General features: G+C 67.5%; 18 protein-coding genes. 8 read left to right on the forward strand and 10 right to left on the reverse strand.

Annotated features, from left to right (window positions below):
* Positions 1–18: 18 nt before the first annotated feature.
* The 4 genes from AAW00_RS10860 to AAW00_RS10875 form a co-directional block, all read right to left on the reverse strand.
* Complete coding sequence (locus AAW00_RS10860) at positions 19–300, reverse strand: VirB3 family type IV secretion system protein (protein ID WP_047004310.1); 282 nt, start codon at positions 298–300, stop codon at positions 19–21.
* 16 nt (positions 301–316) lie between these two features.
* Positions 317–607, reverse strand: coding sequence for a TrbC/VirB2 family protein (locus AAW00_RS10865; RefSeq protein WP_047004311.1), 291 nt, complete (start codon positions 605–607; stop codon positions 317–319).
* Between the two features lie 14 nt (positions 608–621).
* Positions 622–1,257, reverse strand: a complete 636-nt coding sequence (locus AAW00_RS10870) for a lytic transglycosylase domain-containing protein (protein WP_047004312.1) — start codon at positions 1,255–1,257, stop codon at positions 622–624.
* Between the two features lie 159 nt (positions 1,258–1,416).
* A complete protein-coding gene (locus AAW00_RS10875; protein ID WP_063359823.1) occupies positions 1,417–1,785 on the reverse strand; it encodes a hypothetical protein in 369 nt (122 codons plus the stop codon).
* Between the two features lie 267 nt (positions 1,786–2,052).
* Between AAW00_RS10875 and AAW00_RS10880 the strand changes: the two genes are divergently transcribed.
* Together AAW00_RS10880 and AAW00_RS10885 are read left to right on the forward strand one after the other, a co-directional pair.
* Entirely contained in the window at positions 2,053–3,630 is a 1,578-nt protein-coding gene (locus AAW00_RS10880) for a hypothetical protein (RefSeq protein WP_047004313.1), read from the forward strand.
* Between the two features lie 100 nt (positions 3,631–3,730).
* Positions 3,731–6,418, forward strand: a complete 2,688-nt coding sequence (locus AAW00_RS10885; protein WP_047004314.1) for a TonB-dependent receptor domain-containing protein — start codon at positions 3,731–3,733, stop codon at positions 6,416–6,418.
* A gap of 85 nt (positions 6,419–6,503) precedes the next feature.
* Here AAW00_RS10885 and AAW00_RS10890 read toward each other — a convergent pair whose 3' ends face one another.
* Together AAW00_RS10890 and AAW00_RS10895 are read right to left on the reverse strand one after the other, a co-directional pair.
* Entirely contained in the window at positions 6,504–7,178 is a 675-nt protein-coding gene (locus AAW00_RS10890) for a response regulator transcription factor (RefSeq protein WP_052761888.1), read from the reverse strand.
* Positions 7,179–7,263: 85 nt separating this feature from the next.
* On the reverse strand, positions 7,264–8,793 hold the full coding sequence (locus AAW00_RS10895; RefSeq protein ID WP_082125023.1) for a tryptophan halogenase family protein: 1,530 nt from the start codon (positions 8,791–8,793) through the stop codon (positions 7,264–7,266).
* 212 nt (positions 8,794–9,005) lie between these two features.
* Between AAW00_RS10895 and AAW00_RS10900 the strand changes: the two genes are divergently transcribed.
* The 6 genes from AAW00_RS10900 (at position 9,006) to AAW00_RS10925 (ending at position 19,447) form a co-directional block, all read left to right on the forward strand.
* Complete coding sequence (locus AAW00_RS10900) at positions 9,006–12,197, forward strand: TonB-dependent receptor (protein ID WP_241461709.1); 3,192 nt, start codon at positions 9,006–9,008, stop codon at positions 12,195–12,197.
* Between the two features lie 124 nt (positions 12,198–12,321).
* A complete protein-coding gene (locus tag AAW00_RS10905; RefSeq protein ID WP_241461710.1) occupies positions 12,322–13,320 on the forward strand; it encodes a glycoside hydrolase family 16 protein in 999 nt (332 codons plus the stop codon).
* 1 nt (position 13,321) lies between these two features.
* A complete protein-coding gene (locus AAW00_RS10910; protein ID WP_047004318.1) occupies positions 13,322–14,377 on the forward strand; it encodes a LacI family DNA-binding transcriptional regulator in 1,056 nt (351 codons plus the stop codon).
* Positions 14,370–15,593, forward strand: a complete 1,224-nt coding sequence (locus AAW00_RS10915) for an MFS transporter (RefSeq protein ID WP_047004319.1) — start codon at positions 14,370–14,372, stop codon at positions 15,591–15,593. Before AAW00_RS10910 ends, AAW00_RS10915 begins: the two co-directional genes overlap by 8 nt.
* A gap of 146 nt (positions 15,594–15,739) precedes the next feature.
* Entirely contained in the window at positions 15,740–18,070 is a 2,331-nt protein-coding gene (locus tag AAW00_RS10920; protein ID WP_241461711.1) for a glycoside hydrolase family 3 protein, read from the forward strand.
* A 63-nt stretch (positions 18,071–18,133) separates the two neighbouring features.
* A complete protein-coding gene (locus AAW00_RS10925; protein ID WP_047004321.1) occupies positions 18,134–19,447 on the forward strand; it encodes a sugar MFS transporter in 1,314 nt (437 codons plus the stop codon).
* Between the two features lie 73 nt (positions 19,448–19,520).
* Here the strand turns inward: AAW00_RS10925 and AAW00_RS10930 are convergent, their stop codons facing one another.
* The 4 genes from AAW00_RS10930 to gcvH all read right to left on the reverse strand — a co-directional run bounded on the left by AAW00_RS10930 (position 19,521) and on the right by gcvH (position 24,649).
* Positions 19,521–21,131 (reverse strand): pre-peptidase C-terminal domain-containing protein, encoded by a 1,611-nt coding sequence (locus AAW00_RS10930; RefSeq protein ID WP_047004322.1) that lies wholly within the window; start codon positions 21,129–21,131, stop codon positions 19,521–19,523.
* Positions 21,132–21,216: 85 nt separating this feature from the next.
* Positions 21,217–22,827 (reverse strand): aminomethyl-transferring glycine dehydrogenase subunit GcvPB, encoded by a 1,611-nt coding sequence (gene gcvPB, locus AAW00_RS10935; protein WP_047004323.1) that lies wholly within the window; start codon positions 22,825–22,827, stop codon positions 21,217–21,219.
* Positions 22,824–24,185 carry an aminomethyl-transferring glycine dehydrogenase subunit GcvPA gene (gene gcvPA / locus AAW00_RS10940; RefSeq protein WP_047004324.1) on the reverse strand — a complete coding sequence of 454 codons (1,362 nt, stop codon included), beginning with the start codon at positions 24,183–24,185 and terminating at the stop codon, positions 22,824–22,826. Before gcvPA ends, gcvPB begins: the two co-directional genes overlap by 4 nt.
* Before the next feature lie 92 nt (positions 24,186–24,277).
* Positions 24,278–24,649 (reverse strand): glycine cleavage system protein GcvH, encoded by a 372-nt coding sequence (gcvH, locus tag AAW00_RS10945; RefSeq protein WP_047004325.1) that lies wholly within the window; start codon positions 24,647–24,649, stop codon positions 24,278–24,280.
* Positions 24,650–24,652 lie beyond the last annotated feature (3 nt).

Raw genomic sequence — 24,652 nt, forward strand, 5'->3', positions numbered from 1 at the left:
CTCCGATCCGCCCGTTCGTCAGGCGGCGTATGAGTTGCAGCCCCAGCGCTTGTAGTTCTTCACGCGCGGGCACTTGCTGACGCGGGTCAGCCAAAGGTCGAAGAATCGCGGCTCGCGCAGGCAGGCGAAATAGCCGATGGCGTGCATCACGATGGGGATGGGGACGATCCACAGGCTCTGGAAAATCAGGAAGGCCTCGGTCGTCACGATCAGGTTGATGACGAAATAGTTGAACGTCACGCCCGCGAACATCTGCGGGCGGGTCAGCGCGCGATGGACGGGGTGGCGGGTGAGGTGCATCGGCCTTGGTCCGTCCTCAGCCCGCTGCGCCCTGGATGCCGGCCACGATGCTGGCGGCACCGAAGATGATGAACACGCCGATGATCACGGTCGCGCCGAAGCGCCAGTTGACCCGGCCCGTCAGCATCATGAAGCCGACCGCGGCCACCGCCATCACGGCGACCGTCGTGGCGACCGTGCCGAGCATGGTGTCGCGCATCCACGAAAAGGCATTGTTGATCGGGCTCGACCCGGCAGGGTCCTGCGCGAAGGCGGCGGTGGGCAGCATAACGGTGAAGAATGCGAGGAGGCGGGAAAGGGATTTCATGTGTCGTCGTGTTCTCAGCGTGAGTGGTTGGCAAGGCGGCCCATGATGGCAGCTACGTAGAGACGGGTCTCGCGGATGTTGGGCACGCCGCCCGCCTGCATCACGCGGCCCGGGCCGGCGTTGTAGGCGGCGAGCGCGCGTTCGAGGTCGCCGTCGAAGCGGTCGAGCTGGGCGCGCAGGTAGCGTGCGCCGCCCTCGAGGTTGGCGAGCGGATCGTCGGGGTTCACGCCCATGTCGCGGGCGGTGCCGGGCATCAGCTGGGCCAACCCGCGCGCCCCCGCGGGGGAGACGGCATCATGCCGCCAGCGGCTCTCCTGCCACACCACGGCTTCGAGCAGCGCGGGGCTGAGGTCGAAGCGCGCGGCGAGCTGGCGCACGGCGGCGGCGTAGTTGGCGGGGATGCCCGAGGCATGGCGCTCGGTATCGGCGACGGCGATGTCCGGAACGAGAGCAAGGGCCTCCGCCGGCACTTCCGCCAGCGCCCCGGCCTCGGCAAATGCGGCAACGTCGTCGCTCACGGCCACCGGGCCACCGGCGATCCATGTCGCCGCGCCATCCGCCGAAATCTCGAGCACATCGGCCCGCGCGGAAACCGCGCAGGTCGCAGCCAGCGCGAACGCCGCCAACGATGTGCCAAGCTTCAGAATCATCGCGACCCTCCAGTCAGAAGGCCCCTGCTTACGACAAATGACATGAACATGACAGAGACAGGCTAAATGCATTTGCGGCGGACACAATTACGCCCGGCGGAGCAAGTCTGCCGGGCGCAAATTTCGTGGCGACCGGAAAGACCCGGCTTTATTATGGTGTCAGCGCGAGGCGAGCGCCCGCAGTTCCACCGAGGCGAGCGCGAGGCGCGCAGCGTCGCGGCTGTCGATCCAGCGCCCGTCGGCGAGCTCCAGCTCGTAGGTCTCGTCCGCGTCGCGTGCGAGGCGGTAGTAGTATTCGGCCCGTTCGGCGTTGCCGAGCTGCGACCAGGCCGAACCAAGGTTGATGAGCAGGGCCGGGTCGCCGGGGTGATCGAGCAGTCGTGCCTCGAGCTCGGCAACGGCGGCCTCCGTCTGACCGGCAACGAGTTGCTCGTAGGCGACGTCCTGCCGCTCGACCTGCTGGTCCACCATGACGGCGGTGACGGACTGCATGAAAAACAGCGGCGCGATGGCGAGGGTGGCAAGCATCGAACGCATTTCCCCTTTAAGTTCTGAGGAGAATAGTGCGCCCACATCGGCGGTACTGCAACAAAACCGTCACATTGTCACAAATTTGTAACAATGCGCGACGGTCTTCATGCCTGTGCAGAACTATTGTCCTGACGTTACAAAGACTTGTTCGCTAATCGGCTCGAGTCTCCATAGCGTCACGAAGCCGCAAACAAACTGTCACGCGGCGGTCCTAGACGGCGTCCGGCAACATCCGCTTCGCTGGACAATTGAGGGGTCCCGACCGTGACACAGCTTTACCGTACGCTCTTCCTTGGTGCATCCGTGCTGGCGCTCGCCGGCTGCGGGCCCGACGATCTCGCCTCGCCCGGAACCGGCGGCGACGTCATCATCAACAACCCTGCTCCCACGCCGACGCCTACTCCGGCTCCGACCAGCGCGACGGTGACTCCGGCCAACGGCTGCCCGACCATCGCCGATCCGCAGGGCCTGACCGACGAGGGCACGATCACCGGACCCGAAGGCACCTGGCGCGTGTGCGCCACGCCGCTGCGCTTCAACGCCTCCACCACCCTGCCGCGCATTCCCGGCCTGCTCTATCGCCTGCCCGGCCAGGTCAACGTCGGCTCCGACGGCGGCCCGGCGGCCGATGCCAGCGACGGTTTCTCCGACACCAACGTGACGCTGACCATCGAGCCGGGCGTCATCATTTTCGCCAGCGGCTCCTCGTTCCTCAACGTCAACCGCGGCAACTTCATCCAGGCGAACGGCACCGCCAGCCGTCCGATCATCTTCACCAGCCGCGACAACGTGCTGGGCCTCAACGGCGCGGACAGTTCGGGCCAGTGGGGCGGCGTGGTCATCTCCGGCCGCGCGCCGGTGACCGACTGCTTCGAGCCCGCCGCCACCCCGGGCACCGTGAACTGCGAGCGCCAGGTGGAAGGCGCGGCCAACCCGACCTTCTTCGGCGGCGCGACCACGACGGGCACCAACGGCTCGCTCACCTTCGTGCAGATCCGCTATTCGGGCTTCGTCCTCTCGGGCGACAGCGAGCTGCAGTCGCTGACCACCGGCGGCACCCAGCCGGGGACCGTCTTCGCCAACATCCAGTCGGTCAACTCGTCCGACGACGGGGTCGAGTTCTTCGGCGGCTACGTCAACATGAAGCGCCTGATCGTGGCGGGCGCGGAGGACGATTCGATCGACACCGACACCGGCGTGAAGGCGAACATGCAGTACGTCCTCGCCGCCCAGCGCGCCGCGGCGGGCGATGCCATCATCGAGGCGGACAGCTCCAACGGCCTGAACGACCAGACCCCGCGGCAGAACACGCGGATCGCCAACGCGACCTTCATCCACCGTCGCAACAACGACCAGGTGGTGCGCCTGCGCGGGGGCACCGACTACGGCCTCTACAACACCCTGGTCTGGGACGCATCGTCCACCGGCACGCCGTGCATCCGCATGGACGACGCGCAGACGATCCGCTCGGCGAGCAGCAGCCTCGACGATGTCGGCCCGCCGGTGTTCCAGTCCGTCGCCCTCCAGTGCCGCACGAACTTCCGCAACGGCAGCAACTCGGGCGCCAGCGCCGCGCAGGCAGAGGCGATCTTCGACGCGGGCACCGGCAACACCAAGGCCTACGTCAACACGCTGGTGAACGGCTATCTCGGCGGCGCGAACGAGACCGGCTATTCGCCGATCTTCAACGTGACCACGCTCGGCAGCTTCTTCGAAGCGACGAACTTCCTCGGTGCCGTTTCGCCGAGCAACGACTGGACGCGGGGCTGGACCTGCGATTCGGCGGCCGTCTCCTTCGGCAACAACACCGGGTCCTGCACCCGCATTCCGGTCTTCAGCTGACCATGACGGGCAAGGGGGCGGTGCCATGCGCTCGCCTCCTCGCCATCTCGCGGGCCGCACACCGCCCGCTCCACGGATCGAATACGAGGGGTCTTTCGCGATGAACACCACCGGCACCAGGCTGGCGGCCATGCTTCTGCTTTCGAGCGCCCTTACCGCGCCTGCCGCCGCGCTGGCGCAGGACGGCGACGCGGGCGGGCCGGTCCCGCAGACTGAGGCGGAGCAGGAGGTGGCCCCCGATCCGCAGGCGGAAGACCCCGACATCTCCATCCCCGGCGGCGCAATCATCGTGACGGGCCGCATCAACCGCGACCCTACGCGCGGCTCGGCGCAGGTGCTGACCGTCCTCTCGACCGAGGAAATCGCGCGCACGGGCGAAGGCGACATCGCCGGCGCGCTGGGCCGCGTGACGGGCCTTTCGGTGCAGGGGCAGGGCTTCGTCTACGTCCGCGGCCTCGGCGATCGCTACTCGCTGGCGCTCTTGAACGGCCTGCCGTTGCCGAGCCCGGAACCGCTGAGCCGCGTCGTCCCGCTCGACATCTTTCCCACCAACGTCGTCGCCTCCAGCCTGGTGCAGAAGACCTATTCGGCCAATTTCCCCGGAGAATTCGGCGGCGGCGTGATCGCGCTGACCACCCGCGCCGTGCCCGACGAGAGCTTCGTCACCGTGGGCGGCGGCATCAGCGGCGACACCGAGACGACCCTGCACAAGGGCCTCGCCTACTATGGTTCGGACTACGACTGGTTCGGCTTCGACGACGGCACCCGCGACGCGCCACCCGCGCTGCAGGCCTATTTCGACAGCGGCATCCGCCTGTCCGACATCCCGCTCGATCCCGAGCGAAATACGAACGGCGCGCCGGTCACCCAGCTCGACATCGGCCAGCAGCTCGGCGACCCGAACCTGGTGCTGCTGCAGCTGATCGGCGACGTGCAGCCCAACTGGTCCGCGAGCCTCAGCGCCGGCACCGCGTTCGACGTGGGCTCCGACGGCGAGCTCGGCGTGGTCTTCACCGGTTCGATCAGCAACAAGTGGCGCACCCGCGACATCATCTCGCAGTCGATCCTCGCCGACTTCTCGCTCGACAGCGACTTCCGCGACGTGGTTACCGACAACCGCATTCTGGCCAACGCCATGCTCGGCCTCGGCCTCGAGATCGGTGACCACCGTTTCCGCTTCACCAACCTTTTCATCCGCGACACGCTGAAGCAGGCCTCGCTTTCGCAGGGCACCGACTTCCTCGACGGCGACGACGTGCAGCAGCAGCGCACCGGCTGGTTCGAGCGGCAGCTGATCGACAGCCAGCTGGTGGCGGAGATGGAGTTCGGCGACCTGTCGGTGGACCTGCGCGGCGGATACGCCCGCACCGACCGCGAGGCGCCCTACGAATACACCTTCACCTACGTCCGCGACAATTCGAACGCCCAGTTCGGCGACACCTTCATCAACACGCTCGACCGGCAGACGGGCGACGCCTCGGTGGTGTTCTCCGACCTGACCGAGGAGCTGTGGGCCGGCGGCGTCGACCTCAGCTATCCCGTCATCGACAGTCTGGTGGCGACCGTGGGCTATGCCTATTCGGACACCGACCGCTTCTCGGAACGGCGCGAATTCCTCTTCAACGCGCCCACCAGCTTCCCCGACGGCGTGGGCGCGCTGCGGCCCGACCTGCTGTTGGGCGACGCGATCCTCGATTTCTACGACATCGGCCTGATCGAATCGACCGAGAACGACCCCGCCTTCCGAGCCGGGCTCGAGATCCACGCGGGCTACGGCAAGATCAACTGGGAGCCGGTGACCGGGATCCAGATCGATGCCGGCGTGCGCTACGAGGACGCGGTGCAGTCGGTAAATCCGGCCCAGCGGTTCCTGACCCCCGGCCCGTCCGATGCCTCGACCCTGCTCGAGAACAGCTACTGGCTGCCCGGCGCGACCGTGACCTGGGAGGCGACCGACGCGCTGCAACTGCGCGCCGCCGCCTCGCGCACCATCGCCCGTCCGCAATTCCGCGAGCTGATCTTCCAGACCTACTACGACCCCGAAACCAACCGCCAGTTCAACGGCAACCCCTTCCTGGTGGACAGCGAGCTGACCAACTACGAAGTGCGCGCCGAGTACTATTTCGGCGGCCGGGACCGGGCATCGATCGCCGGCTTCTACAAGGACATCGCGAACCCCATCGAGGCATTCTCTAGCTTCAGCGACAACGCCCAGCTGACCAGCTTCGCCAACGCTCCTTCGGCAACGCTCTACGGTATCGAGGCCGACCTCGCTTATACCTTCGACCTGGTGAACCTGGGCGATGCCTTTGCCACCAAGGAGCTGGCGCTGTTCGCCAACTACACCTTCACCCAGTCCGACATCTCGGTGCAGGCCGATGACGTGACGCGGCTGTTCCCCGGCGGCGAGACGCCGGCGAGCAACCTGTTTGCCGACGGCGTGCCGCTGACCGGCCAGTCCGACCATCTCGCCAACGTGCAGATCAGCCTGGAAGATACCGAACGTCTGCAGCAGTTCACCGTGCTGATGACCTACGCCAGCGAGCGCGTGACGAGCCGGGGCACGGCGGCCCTGCCCGACATTGTCGAGAACCCCGGTTTCGGCCTCGACCTCGTGTTCCGTCAGGGCTTCACCCTGATGGGCAGCGAGGCGGAGCTGAAGGTAGAGGCGCGCAACCTGCTCGGCCGCCGCAACGAGGAGTACCAGGGCGAGGGCGCGCAGCGCATCGAGGTCAACACCTACGATGTTGGCACCACGCTGGGCGCCTCGCTCTCGCTCACCTTCTGAACCAAGACCCCTGGTAAGAGGGCGACCGGCCTCCCGTCACTCCAGTGGTGGGAGGCCTTTTGGTGGGCGAGAATGGCGTAGGCCGTCAGGGCCGGTCGAGCACGTAGCCCTTGCCGTGGACGGTGCGCAGAAGGTGGTCCGCCCCGGCGGCGCGAAGGCCTGCGCGCAGGCGCTTGATCCATACGTCCACCGTGCGCAGGTAATCCGGATCGCCTGCCTTGCCGAGCGCGGCGATCAGGTCGGCGCGGCTGAAAATGCGGTCGGGGTTCTCGGCGAGGAAGCGCAGGACGCGAAATTCGTTGGGGCGCAGGGCGATGACACGGTCCTGCCAGCGCGCGCTTTCGCCCGCGACGTTGATGGTGAGCGCGCCAAGCTCCAGCACGCGATCCGGCGCGGGGCGGGCGTAGTCGCCGTGGCGGGCCAGCACCCGGTCGAGCATGGCCTGCCGGCCCAGCGCGGCCGTCGCGTAGTCGTCCGCACCGGCGGCGAGCGCGCGGCGCTTCTCCTCGTCGGTGGCAGCGGGGATGACCATGGTGATGTGCGCGGACAGCAGCCGCGGATCGCCGCGCAGCCGCCGCACCAGTTCGAGGCCCGAGCATTCGGCCATGGTCCAGTCGACGAAAGCCCAGGGGGTGCCCTCCACCAACTGGCGCGGACCGTCGCAGGTCAGCAGGCCGAAGGCGAACTCGTTGCCATCATGGATGAAGCTGGCGAAGCGCGCCGCCTCTTCGTCGGTGGTGAGAATGGTGTTGCGCTGCATGGCCCCGGACCTGAAATCGTCGGTCCGTGGTGGCGGGCAAATTTGACTCGCACGTGACAAGCCGCGCGGGAAGCGGCCTTTTTTATCAGGCGGCTGGCGCGGGGGGAGGCGCGGGGCAGTACTGGCGCAGGAAGTCCGCGTGGCCGGGCATGACCCCCACGGCATAGCGGATCGACTTTTCCATCTCGTCGAGCTCGCGCTTGGTTTCCGCCGGGTCGAGCGTGTCGGCCATCACGTTGTGCCCGTGCATCTGGATGCCCTGGCCCATCATCACCGCCGCCCAGCTCGTCTCGGTGAAAAGCTCGTCCTCCTCGCGGAAGATCTGGCCGTTCTGCCGGAACAGCTCGACCTTCTCGGTCAGGCTGTCGGGGACGCTCATGGTGCGGCAGTAGTTCCAGAACTCGGTGTCGTCGCGGGTGGTGGTGTTGTAATGCAGGATCAGGAAATCGCGGATGCGCGCGTATTCCTTGCCCGTCAGGCGGTTGAAGGCATCCTCCTGCGCCTGCGTCACCCCGTCCAGCGACAGCAGCGAGATGAGCTTGTTGATGCCCGTGTTGATGAGGTGGATGGAGGTCGATTCCAGCGGCTCCATGAACCCGCCCGCAAGGCCGAGCGCGACCACGTTGCGGTTCCAAAACTTCCTGCGCCGCCCGGTGACGAAGCGCAGGTGATTGGGATCGGCCGTGGGCTTGCCGGCGATGTTCTTCAGCAGGATGTCGGTCGCCTCGTCCGCGCTCATGAAGGCATCGCAATAGACGTGGCCGTTGCCGTTTCGGTGCTGCAAGGGCACCTGCCATTGCCAGCCTGCGGCATGCGCGGTCGCGCGGGTGAAGGGAGCAGGCGGGCTGCCGTCGTCGCGGTTGCAGGGAAGGGCCACGGCGCGGTTACAGGGCAGCCAGTGGGTCCAGTCCTCGTAGCCGGTTTCCAGCGCCTGCTCGATCAGCAGGCCGCGAAAGCCCGAGCAGTCGACGAAGAGCTCGCCGGCGATCTCGCGCCCTCCCTCCAGCCGGATGGAATCGACGAAGCCGCTCTGCCCGTTGAGCTCGACATGCTCGACGCGGCCTTCCTGCCGCACGACGCCGCGCGCCTCGGCATAGCGGCGCAGGAAGCCGGCATAGGCGGTAGCGTTGATGTGGTAGGCGTAGTTGACCGGCGGCAGGTCCTCGCGCTGCTGGCCGTCGGTCTTGGCGAACTTGCCGAAGTAGGCAGCCATCGTCTCGGCGTTGAAGACCTGGATCGGGCGGTTGTCGCCAAGCCCCTTGAAGCGATGCCAGACGTGGTGGAAGCTCACCCCGCCGATCTCGTAGCCATAGTTGCCGAAGGGGTGGATGTAACTGTCGCCCAGCTTCCCCCAGTTGACGAACTGGATGCCCAGCTTGAAGGTGCCCTGCACGGCGGCCATCATTTCCGCCTCGTCGATCTCTAGCAGGCGCTGGAAATCGACGAAGGGCGGGATCGTCGCCTCGCCGACGCCAACGGTGCCGATGGCCTCGCTCTCGACCAGCGTGATGGCGAACTCGCGGCGCGGACTGATGAGACGCGACAGCGCCGCCGCCGCCATCCACCCGGCGGTGCCGCCGCCCACAATCACGATATGCCTGATGGGCCTCGTCACTCTGTTGCTCTCCTTGCTTACGCCTGTGCTAGCGGCTTGGGCCGCCCGCGCAAACCATCGACGACGCGGCAGGGTATAATGGCAAAAATGTTACACATCCGGCGCGCAAATGTGAACGTTCATTTTTTGCGCTTGTGAACGATATCAGTCTTGGTATCCCAGCATCGAGTCCCGCTATCGGGACGTCACGCATGAGAATTTGGGAGAAGATTGTGCGCCAGACCTTCAAGCCCGCTGGCCGGGCCCGTACCCTCGTCACCGTTTCCAGCCTCGCGCTCGCAGCGCTGGTGCCGCATGCTGCGCTCGCCCAGCAGACCGTCGAAGACGAGATGGAGGAGCAGGCCGACGAGGACGCGATCCCGGAAGATGTCATCATCGTTTCCGGCTTCCGCGCCGCCCTTGAAAGCGCGCAGGATTTCAAAGAAAACGCCGATACCGTCGGTGACTTCCTCAGTGCCGAGGACATCGGCGCGCTGGCCGACCGCTCGGTGGCCGAGGCGCTGCAGCGCGTCCCCGGCGTCACCGTCGACCGCTTCATCGGCAACAACGACCCCGACCGCTTCAGCGTCGAAGGTTCGGGCGTGGTCATCCGCGGCCTGCCCTTCGTCATGGCGGAACTGAACGGCCGCGACGTCTTCTCCGCCAACGGCGGGCGCGGGCTCGACTTCAACACCGTCTCGCCCGAGTTGCTCGGCCGGATCGAGGTGTGGAAGAACACCACCGCCGACATGATCGAGGGCGGCATCTCGGGCACGGTCAACCTCGTCACGCGCAAGCCGCTCGACAACCCCGGCTTCCACATCGCCGGCACCGCTGAATACAACTACGGCGACCTCGCCGAGGAATGGTCGCCCGGCTTCTCCGCGCTCGTTTCCAACACTTTTGAAACCGGCGCTGGTACCTTCGGCCTGCAGCTCGGCTACGCCCAGCAGGAGCTGATCACCCGCTCCGACGCCTCGCAGATCACCGATCCCTGCTATCGCAACGCCGACTTCAGCGGCGGCTGCATCCGCATCGCCCCCGTCAGCTCGGGCGGCATCGCCGGCCAGCAGTTCGACGAGACGAACTTCCCGCCCGCCGGCGCGGTCATCATCCCCAAGGGCGCGGGCGTGCGCACCACCAGTTTCGAGCGTGATCGCCGTGCCTACTCGGCCGTCGGCCAGTTCGAGAGCGCCGACCGCCGCTTCCTCGTCACCGCGGAATACCTGCGGGCCGAGAACGATGGCCAGCTGCAGGAATTCTCCGCGCTGGCGCTGGTCAACGACGACGGCCTGTTCCCCGGCTTCCGCCCGGGCACGACCCCGACGTTCCAGGACGGTATTTTCCAGAGCGGCATCCTGACGCAGAACAACCCGTTCGGCGGCATCAACGGCATCCCGACCGAGCTGCTGCGCTTCGACCAGCAGGAAGAGGACCTTGTCGAGGACGTCTCGCTGCAGGTGTTCATGGAGCCGACCGATCGGCTGCGCTTCAACTTCGAAGGGCAGTACGTCAACAACGGCCGCAACGCGCAGGGCTTCATCGCCGCGATGCAGACCTATACCGATCTCTCGATCGACACTTCGGGCGAGATCCCGCAGGTGCAGTTCCTGACCCCCGGCCAGGCCACGTCCGACGCGAGCTACTTCACCGACCCGACGAAGACCTTCTACTGGTTCGCGCTCGACAACCAGCTCGAGAACGAGGGCGACATGTACTCGCTTCGCGGCGACGTCGAATACGACATCTCCGACGACGGCTTCTTCCGTACGGCGCGTTTCGGTGCCCGCTGGTCGGAGCGCAACCGCACCACCCGCAACGCCAACTTCTCCAACTGGGGCAACCTCGGCGCGCCGTGGACGGGCCGCGGCGGCAACTGGAACTGCGGCGACTTCCAGGCCTTCGGCTGCGGCGGTGCCTACGTGTTCGACTTCCCGGAGAGCGCGAACCTCTATTCGCCGTTCGCCGACAACTTCCAGCGCGGCAATGCGCCGACGCCGTTCGGTGACGGCACCGGCTTCTTCTTCGGCGGCGACGACCTGCTGGAACGGTATCTGGACGGCAGCATCGAGCAGCAGACCGATGCGATCACCGCCTTCACGCTGACGCCCAACCCGTTCAACCCGATCTACTCGCGCGGCAATCTGGTGCCGGGCACGCCCTTCACTCAGGCCGAAATTTCGACGATCGGAGAAGAAACCCGTGCGGCGTATGCACGCGCGGACTTTGGCATCGACTTCGATGGCGGTGCAGAGTTCTCCGGCAACATCGGTGTGCGTTATGTCGAGACGACCGTGGGAACGCGGGGCGACGTCGGGTTCCCGGATCCCCGCGCCCTGGGCCTGCCGCTAGGCACCACCGTCACGGGGCCGCTATTGCGCGACAGGTGTAATCGGCCCGGACCGGGACAGGGCCTGCCAGGCACACCCGGCCTCGACTACTGCCTGTTGTCCGATGCGCGCCTCGCCGAATTTGCGTCCGCCTTCACGGGCGAGACCCTGCTTGCTGGCACGGACGTCGTCTATGACAACTGGCTCCCGTCGCTGAACCTGCGGTTCGATACCGGCACCGGCTTCGTGTTCCGCGGAGCCGCATCGCGGGGCATCTTCCGTCCCGACCTCGATGCCTTCCGCACGGGCGGAACGTTCGGCGACAACACCGGGAACCTGCGTCAGGCGGGCACCCTCGAAACCGGTCCGTTGTTCACAGTCACGAGCGGCAACCGCCGCTTGCGACCCACGACATCGTGGAACTACGACCTGTCGGCCGAATGGTACTTCGACGATGTCGGTTCACTGACCGCCGCGGTCTTCCTGAAGGACCTGCAGGACATCGTGAGCGGCGGTGCCGAAGTGGTCACGTTCACGTCTGCCAGCGGCGCGACGGCCGACGTGTTGTACAACGGCCCGTTCAACCGCGAAGGCGGGACGCTCAAGGGCTTCGAGGTCGCCTACCAGCAGACCTACGATTTCCTGCCGGGACCGCTTGCCGGCCTCGGCTTCCAGGGAACCTACACCTATGTCGATGCGGGTGCCTTCAACAACGTGAACCTGGCGGGTGCCAGCCCGATTGCGGCCAGCCTGCCGCTCGAAGGCGTGTCCGAGCACACCGTCAACGCGGTGCTGTTCTACGAGATGTACGGCCTCCAGGCGCGTGCGGCCTACAACTGGCGGTCGGACTTCCTGATCACCCCGCGCGACGTGATCTTCCCGTTCTCGCCGATCTACGGCGAGGATACCGGGCAACTCGACGCGTCGATCTTCTATGCCCTGACGGACAACATCAAGATCGGCGTGCAGGGCGTGAACCTGCTCGACGAGGTGACCCGCACGAGCCAGGTCATCGACTTCGACGGCACGCGGATCACGCGCTCGGCGTTCCGCAACGACCGCCGCTACACCTTCCTCGTCCGGTTCGACTTCTAACGGAGCCGGAGCTCCTGCGGATGGGAAAACGGCGGGCCCCGGTGCGATCATGCGCGCCGGGGCCCGTTTCGTTTCCGGATCGGACAAGTCGGAGATTGCAATGATGCGATATCGCAGGATTACGGTGGGCTGTCTTTCATCGCTGGCGATCGCGGTCGCAACGGGATGTGGCGGCGGCGGCAGTTCAGCCAGCGCTCCGCCGGTCGCGGGCACGCCGCCAAGCCCGAGCCCGTCGCCCACTCCCAGCCCCACGCCCACCCCCACCAGCGGGACGGCGGGCAACTGGCAACTCGTTTGGGCCGAGGAGTTTTCCGGCAACGCGCTCGATCCCGCCCGCTGGCGCCTGTTCAACGATTGCTGGGGCGGCGGCAACGAGGAGCGGCAATGCTATACTCCGCGCGCCGAGAACGTCAGCGTGGAAGGCGGCAACCTCGTCCTCACCGCGCGGCGCGAGGCGTGGACTGGGCCGGCCCAGCCCGGTTCGAGCAACACCGCCAGCAAGCCCTTCACCTCGGGCAAGATCGCCACGCAGGGCCTGCAGAGCTGGACCTACGGCCGGTTCGAGATGCGGGCGCGCTTTCCGCAGGGTCAGGGTGTGTGGCCGGCCTTCTGGATGCTGCCCGAACCCAACAGCTACGGCGGCTGGGCGGCCTCGGGCGAGATCGACATCCTGGAGGCTATTAATCCCGGCGTCGTCTGCCCCACTTGCGAGGCGGGGGGCGAAAACTCGATCTACGGCACCCTGCACTTCGGCGGCGCCTGGCCCGACAACCGCAATGCCGGCAGGAACCGGTCCTTCCCCGGGCTGACGGACGGCCAGTTCCATACCTACGGCGTGATCTGGGAGCGCGGGCGCTTTACCTGGACCGTCGACGGGGAAGCCTACGGCAGCCTGACCTCCGACCAGTGGTTCACGACCGCCAGCGCCGATCCGCAGGCCCCGTTCGACCGGCCCTTCCACCTCATCCTCAACCTCGCCATCGGCGGGCGCTGGCCCGAGGCGAACGCGCTGGGCGGCGTGTCCGACCAGGGTTTTCCCAAGCGCATGGAAGTGGACTGGGTCAGGGTCTGGCAATGCGACGCCGATCCGGCTAGCGGGCAGGGCTGCAACAGAGGCAGTTGAAGTGGCACGTCGGCGCCAGTCGGTAACAATCAAACATGTGGCGGCGGATGCAGGAGTTTCCCTGCAGACGGTGAGCCGCGTCATCAACAACGAGGCCAATGTACGGCCCGAGATGAAGACGCGCGTACAGGCCTCCATCGACAGGCTCGGCTACGTGCCCTCCATCGCCGCGCGGCGGATGAGCGGATCGAAGAGCTACATCATCCTTGCCCTCAACGACCGCGAGCGCACCATCGAGGCATGGAAGGCGCGCGAGGGCAGCGACTGGGTCGACCAGATGCTGATGGGCGGAATGCTCAAGTGCGCCGAACATGGCTATCGCCTGATCTTCGAACTCGTCGATACGCATGACGACAACGTCCAGCGCGAATTGAAGGCCGCCATCGCCGCCCTGCAACCCGACGGCGTGGTCCTGACCCCGCCGCATGCCGACAATCCGCTGATTACCGACCTGCTTGTCCAGCATCGCATCCCCTTCGCCGCCATAGGTGCGGAGACGCAGGCAGGGCCGATCCACATCACGATGGGCGACGATCGCATGGCGGCGCTGGCCGTGCGCCACCTCGTCGCCAAGGGGCACGAGCGCATCGGCTTCATCGCCGGCTCGCGCGAATACGCGCTGAGCGGCTGGCGCAAGCAGGGCTATCTGGCGGCGATGGCAGACGCTGGCCTGCCGACCGAGCACCTGTGCGAGCGCGGCGACTTTTCCTACGCCAGCGGAGAGGTGGCTGCGCGCAAGCTGCTGAGCGGCAAGGGCCGGCCCACCGCGATCATCGCCAGCAACGACCAGATGGCCTTGGCTACCAATGCTGTGGCGCACGAAATGGGCATGCGCGTGCCGGGCGACCTCTCGCTCGTCAGCTTCGACAATACGCCCGTGGTGCGCTTCGTCCAGCCGCCGCTGACCGCGATCGACCAGCCGGTGGCCGACACCGCCAGCTGCGCGGTCGAGCTGCTGGTGCAGGCCATTCGTGGCGAGGAATTGCCGCCGATGCCGGTGGTGATTGAGGGCAGCCTGATCGAGCGGGAATCGGTCGCCGCGCCGCGCCGTGGCTGACGACAGCGCAGGCTTCGCCGAGAACCGCTGGGGCCCGCAGCGTCAGTCCACTCGTTTCCTGCTGCTTTACGCTCTCGCCGTGGCGGGCGGGGCGATCGCCTATGTCCCCTTGCTGACCATCCTGCTGCCCGTCCACGTCGAAGGCCTGGCGGGCACTGCGAGCGTGGGTTGGCTCGCCACCCTGGCCTTTACCGGGGCCATCGCCTCCAGCCTCTCGAACATCGCCTTTGGCTGGCTGTCCGACCGCAGCGGCACGCGAAGGCCGTGGATCTGGGCGGGACTGGTGCTGAGCTCGACGCTGCTGCTGGCGATGTCCGCGCCGCGCGACCTCGCCACGCTGGTGGCGCTGGTCATGGCCTGGCAGGTGGCGCTCAACATGATGCTGGGCCCGTTGGGGGCCTGGGCCGGGGACGCGGTGCCCGACAGGCAGAAGGGCACGCTCGGCGGCCTGCTCGCCTTCGCCCCGGCGCTCGGCGCCCTGTCGGGAACGCTGGTGACGATCCCTGGGCTCGCCTTGCCCGAAGAGCGACTGGCGCTGGTGGCGGGCATGGTGATGGCCTGCGTGCTGCCCGTGCTGCTCCTGGGCCGGCCTGCGCCGTTTCCCGAACTGATGGAGCCCGCGCCCCGACCCGCCAGCGGCAGCGCGCGGCAGATGCTCGTCGCGCGGATGTGGCTGGCCCGGCTGCTGGTGCAGGTGGCCGAGGCCGCGCTGTTCGCCTACCTCTACCTCTGGCTGCGCTCCATTGCCCCCGGCACTACGGACGCGGCAACCGCGCGCATTTTCGGGGTGGTGCTGCTGGTCTCGGTGCCCGTCGCGCTGATGGTGGGGCGCTGGGCCGACCGCAGGGATCGACCGATCCAGCCACTGGGAGTGGCCGCCGCTGTTGCCGCGCTGGCGCTGGGCGTGATGGCCGCCGCGCCGGGTCTCGAGGTCGCGCTTGCCGGCTATGCCTTGTTCGGCCTGGGGGCATCGGTCTTTCTTGCACTGCACACCGCGCAGACCCTGCGCGTCCTGCCCCGCCCTAAGAGCCGCGGGCGCGACCTGGGGCTGTTCAACCTGACCAACACAGTGCCCTCGCTGATCATGCCCGGCCTGACGCTGGCGATGGTGCCCGTGTTCGGGTTCTCCGGCCTGTTCGCGCTGTTGGCGGTGCTGGCCAGCGTCGCCTGCCTCCTTCTGCTGACCGCGAAAGCCGCCCTGCAGCGCGACAATTAGCCGCTTGAAATCGCCCGCAGGGCGTGTCAGACCGCGCTTGGGAACGTTCTCAAAAGAACAACGAGGATACGATGCGGACTGGTTTTTCGATTCGAGCGATTTCGGCTGTGCTGCTTGCGAGCGCGAGCCTTGCCGGGTGTGCCACAGTGCCGGCGGATACCGTCGCCAGCGCACCCTATGCCGACGAGGATGCCTATGTGGCGTCGCTCGTCTCGCGGATGTCGGTCGAGCGCAAGGTGGCGCAGCTGATCCAGCCGCAGATCAACTCGTTCACCGCGGCGGACATGGCCCGCTATCGCTTCGGCAGCTATCTCAACGGCGGCAACGGCGGCCCCTACGGTGACGAGTTCGCGCCCGCCAGCGAGTGGTTGCGCCTCGCCGACGAGATGTACGATGCCTCGGTCCAGCCGCTGGCGAACGGCGAGCCGGTCATTCCGACGATGTGGGGCACCGACGCCGTCCACGGCCACACCAACGTCGTCGGCGCGACGATCTTTCCGCACAACGTGGCGCTCGGCGCGGCGAACGACCCCGATCTGGTGCGCCGCATAGGCCACGCCACCGCCATCGAGGTGGAGGCGACCGGCATCGACTGGGACTTTTCGCCCACCGTCGCCGTGGCGCAGGACGGCCGCTGGGGCCGCGCGTACGAAAGCTATTCGGAAGATCCCGCCCGCGTCGCTCCGCTCGGCGCGGCGCTGGTCGAGGGGCTACAGGGCCGCCCCGGCGATGCGGACTTTCTGGGCGACGGACGGGTGATCGCCACGGCTAAGCACTTTTTCGGCGACGGCGGTACCACGGACGGCGTCGACCAGGGTGAGGTGACCGGCGACATCGAGGCGCTGATCGCCCTCCACGGTCGCCCCTATCCCGCCGCCATCGACGCGGGCGTGCAGACGGTCATGGCCAGCTTCAATTCGATCAACGGCGCCAAGATGCACGGCAACGGCCCGCTGCTGACCGGCGTGCTGCGCGGCCGCATGGGTTTCGACGGACTGGTCGTGGGCGATTGGAACGGTCACGGACAGGTCCAGGGCTGCACCGTCACCAACTGCCCGCAGTCGCTGCTCGCGGGGCTCGACATCTACATGGTGCCCGACGACTGGCGCGGCCTGATGGAAACGCTCGTCGCGCAGGTGAACGACGGGACCATCCCGATGGCGCGGCTGGACGAGGCGGTGAGCCGGGTGCTGCACATCAAGTATCGCGCGGGCCTGCTCGGTCCGAATGCCGAGCGTCCTTCGGAGCGCGGCGTGGGTGGCCGCTTCGATCTCATCGGCTCGGCCGAGCACCGCGCCCTGGCGCGCGAGGCCGTGGCCGCCTCGCAGGTGATCCTGCGCAACGACGGCGTCCTGCCGCTGCGCAGCGGGGCCAATGTGCTCGTCGCCGGCAGCGCGGCGGACAACGTCGGCCAGGCCTCGGGCGGGTGGACGCTCGAATGGCAGGGCAGCACCGAATACGGCGACGATCGCCTGCCGAACACGACCTCGATCTGGGACGGCCTGCGCGATGCAGTCACCGCCAGCGGCGGGCGCGCCACGCTGTCCGCCGACGGCAGCTTCACCGCGCGGCCGGCCGTTGCCGTGGTGGTCTTCGGCGAGAAGCCCTATGCCGAATTCGCCGGCGACACGCGCGATCTCGCCTTCCGCGACGAGGAGGGGCTGAACCTGCTCCGCTCCTTCCGCGAACAGGGCATCCCGACCGTCGCCGTATTCCTCTCGGGACGCCCGATGTGGATGAACCGCGAGATGAACCTCGCCAATGCCTTCGTCGCCAGCTGGCTGCCGGGCAGCGAGGGCGCGGGCGTGGCCGACGTGCTGACGGGCGCCGTGCCCGCCACCGGCCGCCTCTCGTTCGGCTGGCCGAACGACTGCAACGGCGGGCCCATCGCCCGCACCAACCGCGCGCTGTTCCCGCTCGGCTACGGCCTGGCGACCGGCCAGACCTCGGCCATGCCCATGCTCGGAGAGGGCTGCACCGCGCTGCTCGAAGGCACCGGCACCGCGCTGTTCGGCTCGGGCCGTCTCGCCGACGGCGTGACCGTGCGCGCGGGCGACGGTTCCTCCTTCAGCCTGCTGCGCGGCACGGCGACGGACGGCTCGGTCACCGCGCGCGGGTTCGACCGCAACGCGCAGGAAGACGCGCGCGAAATCGCCATGCGCGCCGGATCGCAGATCGCCTTCGTGGAGCCGCAGGGCAGCGGCAACGCCTATCGCCTGACCTACGAGGTGCTGACGCGGCCGACCGCGCCGGTCACGCTGGTCACTGGCACCGAGGGCGGCGCAACGTCCACGCTCGACGTGACACAGCATTTCGCCCACGCCGAGGGCAAGGGGTTCCGCGAAATGCTGATCACCGATGCCTGCGTCGGCCAGCTGGGCAACCTGTTCGCCCTGCGCACGGCCTCCAACCTCACCTTCCGCATCGCCGGGATGGAGCGCATCGAGGTCGCCGAAGGAACGACTTGCGCTTTCTAGGCGATCGCCCGATTACACGACCGGCCCGCCCGCAAGAGGCGGCCTCTTGGGGAGTATGATTGAATGGCCCTGGTACCCGACGCCTCCAGCAGCACCGACCCGCGCCCGTTGACCGACGACGCACCGCCGGTCGATGCGCCGGGCCTGCAGTATTTCGTCTTCGCGCTGTTCTTCATCTTCGGCGGCATCACCAGTCTGAACGACGTGATCCTGCCCAAGCTGAAGGAGCTGTTCACGCTCAACTACACGCAGGCGATGCTGATCCAGTTCTGCTTCTTCACCGCCTATCTCGTCATCGGCATCCCCGGCGCACAGCTGGTGAAGCGCATCGGTTACATGCGCGGGGCCGTGGTCGGCCTGCTGACCATGATGACCGGCTGCCTGCTGTTCATTCCCGCCAGCCAGACGGCGACCTACGGCCTGTTCCTCTTCGCCCTGTTCGTGCTGGCGAGCGGCGTGGTGGTGGTGCAGGTGGTGACGAACCCTCTCATCAGCCTGCTCGGTCCGCAAAAGACGGTGCACAGCCGCCTGACCTTTGCGCAGGCGTTCAACAGCCTCGGCACCACGATTTTCCCGCTGGTCGGCGCGACGCTGATCCTGGGCAGCCTCGCGGGCGTGACCGCCGCCGAGCTCTCGGGCCCGGCGCTCGACCAGTACCGCACCGCCGAAAGCGCGGCCATCGTTCGCACCTACATCGGCCTCGCCGTGGCGCTGGCGGTGATCGCGGGCGTGGTGTGGATGTTCCGCAACCGCCTGAAGGGCGAGCAGCACGAGCGTAGCTCCATCGCCGGCGGCTTCCAGCTGCTGAAGCGCACCCGCTTCGGCTACGGCGCGCTATGCATCTTCCTCTACGTCGGCGCGGAAGTGGCGATTGGCTCGTTGATCGTGAACTACCTGATGCAGGAGCGTGTGCTCGGCATCGACGAGCAGAGCGCGGGCCAGATGATCGCCTATTACTGGGGGGGCGCGCTGGTCGGACGCCTGATCGGTTCTGCGCTGCTGCGCGTCATCAGCCCCGGTCTTATCCTCGCAAGCGTGGCCATCGGCGCCATTGCCCTGCTGCTGATCTCGACCAACACCACCGGGACGGTCTCGGGCTACAGCCTGCTGGCGATCGGCCTGATGAACTCGATCATGTTCCCCACCATCTTCTCGCTCGCCTGCGAGAAGCTGGGCGCGCGCGCGGCGGATGGTTCGGGTATCATCAACATCGCCATTTTCGGCGGCGCGGTGATCCCGCTGCTGACGGGGATGCTGGCGGATGCGAGCGGCAGCCTCGCCACGGCGCTGATCCTGCCCGCCATCTGCTACGCCATCATCGCCGGCTTCGGCATCTACGCCCGCCGTCCGGCGACCGACACGGCCGCCTTCGCCTAGCCACGAAGGCGCTGGACAAAAAAAGGGGCGGGGCGTCTGCACGACGCTCCGCCCTTTCTGTTCCGGCGTAAGCCTAGTTGGCGCGGGCGACCCGGCGCGGCGCCGCGCTGCCGAAGTTCATCAGCACCTGGTTGTGCGGCATCCCGTCGCCGCCGCGGTCGATGACGATGTGCTGCCAGCCCGGCGTGCGGGCGGAGCGGAAATCCTCCGCATCGGTCACCAGCGGTGTTTCGAGCACGGTGCGGTAGAATGTGGTGCGCATGTATTCCGACAGCTCGCCCGCCGAGATTGCGTTGTCGCGGTCCATGTCGGCCGCGCCCGCTATGGCGGCGCGGAAGATGTCGGACACGTAGCCGCCCGCCTTGTTCGCCGTGGCGACCAGGCTGAGCGTGTCGGCATCGGAGCTGAACACGCCCATCCGCTCGTCCTTCGCGTCGACGATCTGGTCGAACCCGCCGGAAAAGCAGCTGTCCATCACCAGCAATACGCGCCCATCGATGTCCGCCATCCAGTCGGCCAGCTCGTAGTCGTAGAGCGCGGCGTCGTAGAGCTCCATCGTCTCGGCGCTGCCGTCGCGCTCGGTGGTCATGCCCTCCACCTTGTCGCCGTGGCCCGAGTAGAAGATCATCAGCAGATCGTCCGGCCCCATCGCCGCGGCCATTCGGTCCAGCGCCGCGCGCACGTTCGCCCGCGTGGCCTGCGCATTGACGAGATTGGCGCTTTCGGGCGCGAGCACGCCCTGGTCGCGCAGCGCGGCGGCGATGCGGGTGGCATCCTCGTCGGTGCGCGACAGGCCGCTCATGCGTTCGTAGTCGGCCACGCCGATGGTCAGCGCATAAACCTGCGCCTGCCCGCCCGCGGGTCGCACCGTGCGCACGCCCGCCTCCGCCTCCGACAGGCGCAATTCGTAAGGCCCGGTGACGTTGCGACCGAAGCTGCTGGCGGCCACGTGGTAGGTGCCGTCTGCGGGCAGGGTGATCGAGAGGCGGGAATCGGTGTTCTCCACCCCCGAGATGTCGTCGTTGGTCTCCACGCGCCCGTCGGGCATGTGCACCGAGAGCAGCGTGTCGATGCTGTCGGAGGTCAGGTCGAAGGTGACGCGCTGCCCCTGCCGCCCGGCAAAGGCGTAATAGTCGACGAACTCGCCGCTGAGCGCCGTGCCGTCCGACCGGGTGAGCGCACCCGTCAGCGACTGCCCCATAGCGATCGCCGGGGCATTGCCGCCGGTCGGATGCGCCGGGTCCATCGTGCCGAGGCGAAAGGCGCCGCTGCCCTCGTTGTTGTAGGATGCGACCGTCAGGCTGTAGGCCCCGTCCACCGGCAGCAAGGCATCGATCATGCTGTTGAGCGTGCCGCCCGAATCGTCGTTCTCCATCTCGAACCCGCCGGGGCCGCGAAGGCGCAGGACCGTGTCGAAATCGTCCGAACTCAGCGCCGCCCGCAGCCGCTGCCCGGCCCGGCCCTGGATGGTGTAAGTGGCGTTCCCGCGCGAGAGCCGCCCGTCCACGCCCTCGCCCATCGCCAGGCGACCGTTGTTCGACGTGGCAGGCTTTCCGGCCTGTTTGGCCTCGGCAACGATAGTGCTGGCCACCTCGCCGACCTGGCGCGCGCTGGCCGGAGCCAGCGTCAGCAGCACTGCGCTCGCCACGATGGCGGCGGTGGTGAAATGGGCGCGCTTGGTCATGTCTGAAATCCCCCCGGATCGGCCGTGTGAACGGTTCGTCTATGCAATAGCACGTCTGAACCGTCCACTAACGCCCTTACGCGGCCTATCCCGCGCCGGGAATCTCGTAGTTGCCGCTGCCCGGCGCGACCTCCGGTTCGCTCCATGCGAGGCGCGGCTTGCGGGCTGCCATGGCTTCGTCCAGCCGGGCGCGCGGGGCGTGATGCGGCGCGGTCTTGAGAGCCTCGTCGCCTGCGCGCGCGCGTTCCGCGAGAGAGCGCATGGCCATCACGAACTGGTCGATGCCCGCCTTGCTCTCGGTCTCGGTCGGCTCGATCAGCATGGCCCCGTGGACGACCAGCGGGAAATACATGGTCATCGGGTGGAAGCCTTCGTCGATCAGGCCCTTGGCAAGATCGAGCGTCGACATGCCTTCCGCAAAGCCCGCGTCGCCGAACAGCGCCTCGTGCATGCAGGGGCCGGTCTTGCCGAAGGGTGCGTCCAGCACGTCGTCGAGCGAGCGCAGGATGTAGTTGGCATTAAGCACAGCATCGCCCGATGCCTGCCGCAAGCCGTCCGCTCCGTGCGAGAGGATGTAGGTCAGCGCGCGGGTGAACATGCCCATCTGCCCGTGGAAGGCGGTCATGCGGCCGAAGGCCTGCTTGTGCCCGTGCTCGCTGGCGTTCTCTTCCTCGACCAGCTGGATGATCCCATCGGACATCTTGGCGGTGAAGGGCAGGGGGCCGAACGGCGACAGTGCTTCCGACAGCACCACCGGACCCGAACCCGGTCCGCCGCCACCGTGGGGGGTGGAAAAGGTCTTGTGCAGGTTGATGTGCATCGCATCGATGCCGAGGTCGCCCGGGCGCACGCGGCCCATGATGGCGTTGAAGTTCGCGCCGTCGCAATAGACGAATCCGCCCGCCGCGTGGACCGCGTCGGAGATCGCCTTCATGTCGCGCTCGAACAGGCCGCAGGTGTTGGGGTTGGTGATCATCACCCCCGCGACGTCCGGGCCGAGGCGGGCCTTGAGCGCCTCCAGATCCACGCGGCCTTCGGCGTTGGCGGGAATGTCCTCCACCTTGTAGCCGGCAAAGGCGGCGGTGGCGGGGTTGGTGCCGTGCGCGCTCTCGGGCACGAGGATGACCTCGCGCGCGTCGCCGCGGGCTTCCAGCGCGGCGCGGATGCACAGGATGCCGCACAGCTCGCCGTGCGCGCCGGCCTTGGGCGTCATGGCGACGCCGTGCATGCCGGTGAGCTCGATCAGCCAGTGCGCCAGTTCGTTGATGACGCCGAGCGCGCCGCGCACGGTATCGACCGGCTGCAGCGGATGCACGTCGGCGAACCCGGGCATGCGCGCCACCTTTTCGTTGAGGCGCGGGTTGTGCTTCATGGTGCAGCTGCCGAGCGGAAACAGGCCGAGATCGATGGCATAGTTCTGGCGGCTGAGGCGAGTGTAGTGGCGCACCGTTTCGGGCTCGCTGAGGCCGGGGAGGCCGATGGGGCCCTTGCGCGCGTGGCTGCCGAGGCGGCTGGCGGTGTCGCCCTTCGCCTGCGGCAGGTCGACGCCGGTGGTCTCGGCATTGCCGATCTCGAAGATCAGCGGCTCTTCCAGCATCAGCGCCTTGTTGCCGGTGACGGTGGGGTGCGCACCCGCGTCCTCGCTGGCCATCGGCGTGCCGGGCCTCCACCCGCTCTGGTTGATCGGCTTGTTCATGCCAGTTCCTCCGTGAGGGCGGAGCAAAGGGCGTCGATGTCCGCCTCGTTCGTGGTTTCGGTGACGGCGACGACGAGGCCGTTCGCCAGCGCATCCGCATCGGGGAACAGGCGGCCGAGCGAGACGCCGGCGAGTACGCCCTTTTCCGCCAGCGCACGCACCAGCGGGCGGCTTTCGACCGGCAGGCGCAGGGTGAACTCGTTGAAAAACACCTCGTTGACGACCTCGATCCCCGGCACCGCGGCCAGCTTGTCCGCGGCCAGGCAGGCGAGGCGGTGGTTCTCGGCGGCGAGGCCGTTCAGGCCCTTTTCGCCCAGCAGCGTCATGTGGATCGAGAAGGCCAGCGCACAGAGGCCGGAGTTGGTGCAGATGTTGCTGGTCGCCTTTTCGCGGCGGATGTGCTGCTCGCGGGTCGACAGCGTCAGCACGAAGCCGCGCTTGCCGTCGGCGTCCACGGTCTCGCCGCACAGGCGGCCCGGCATCTGTCGCACCAGCTTGGAATCGCGCACGGCGAAGAGGCCGAGATAGGGCCCGCCGAATTGCAGGCCGACGCCGATCGACTGGCCTTCGCCCACCACGATGTCCGCGCCGAGGTTGCCCGGTGCCTCGAGCGCGCCGAGCGCCACCGGTTCGGTGTTGACGGCGATCAGCAGCGCGCCCGCCGCGTGCGCCGCCTCGGCGATACGGGCGAGATCGGGTACGCGGCCTATGATGTCGGGATACTGGACGACCACGCAGGACGTGGTCTCGTCGATCCGCGCGATGAGCGCCTCCTCGCCCGCGTCGGCTTCCACCACCGGCGGCTCGTAGGCGATCTCGGCATGGGTGAACTTCGCCATGGTCTGCGCGACGCCGACGTAGTGCGGGTGCAGGCCGCCGTCGATGAGCACGCGGTTGCGCTTGGTCTGCCGCCCGGCCATCACGATGGCTTCCCAGCAGGCGGTCGAGCCGTCGTACATCGAGGCATTCGCCACCGCGCAGCCGTAGAGGCGCGCGACCTGGCTCTGGAACTCGAACAGCATCTGCAGCGTGCCCTGCGCGATCTCCGGCTGGTAGGGCGTGTAGGCGGTCAGGAACTCGCCGCGCTGGATGAGGTGATCGACCGTGGCGGGCACATGGTGGCGATAGGCACCCGCGCCGCAGAAGAACGGCGCATCGCCCGCCGCGAGATTCTGCTGCGAGAGCGCGCGCATGTGCTTCTCGACCGCCATCTCGGTGGCGTGGAGCGGGAGGCCCTCGATGGGTCCGCCCAGATACTGCGCGGGCGCGATGTCGGCGAACAGCGCGTCGACGCTGGGTGCGCCGATGGTATCGAGCATCGCCGTGCGGTCGGTGTCGGTCAGGGGAAGGTAGCGCATATCAAACTCTCGTCATCCCAGCGAAAGCTGGGATCGGGTGCAGAAAGGTCACATTGGACGGCCAGCGATCCCAGCTTTCGCTGGGATGACGGCTAGAGACTATCGCAGAAGCTCTTGTAGCCCTCGGCGTCCATCAGGCCGTCGAGTTCGCCCTTGTCGGCGATGGTCATCTTGAAGAACCAACCGTCGGCCTCGGGCGAGGTGTTGACGAGTTCCGGGTCGCCTTCCAGCGCCGCATTGCCCTCGATCACGGTGCCGGCGATGGGGGCGTAGACGTCGCTCGCCGCCTTCACGCTCTCGACCACCGCGGCCTCGCCGCCCTTGGTCAGTTCTTTGCCCGCTTCGGGCACCTCGACGAAGACGATGTCGCCCAGCTGTTCCTGCGCGTGATCGGTGATGCCGACGGTCGCGGTGTCGCCGTCGACTTCGATCCACTCGTGTTCCTCGGTGAAATAGCGTGCCATGCC

The sequence above is a fragment of the Aurantiacibacter luteus genome (assembly GCF_001010945.1).
Classification (GTDB): domain Bacteria; phylum Pseudomonadota; class Alphaproteobacteria; order Sphingomonadales; family Sphingomonadaceae; genus Alteraurantiacibacter; species Alteraurantiacibacter luteus.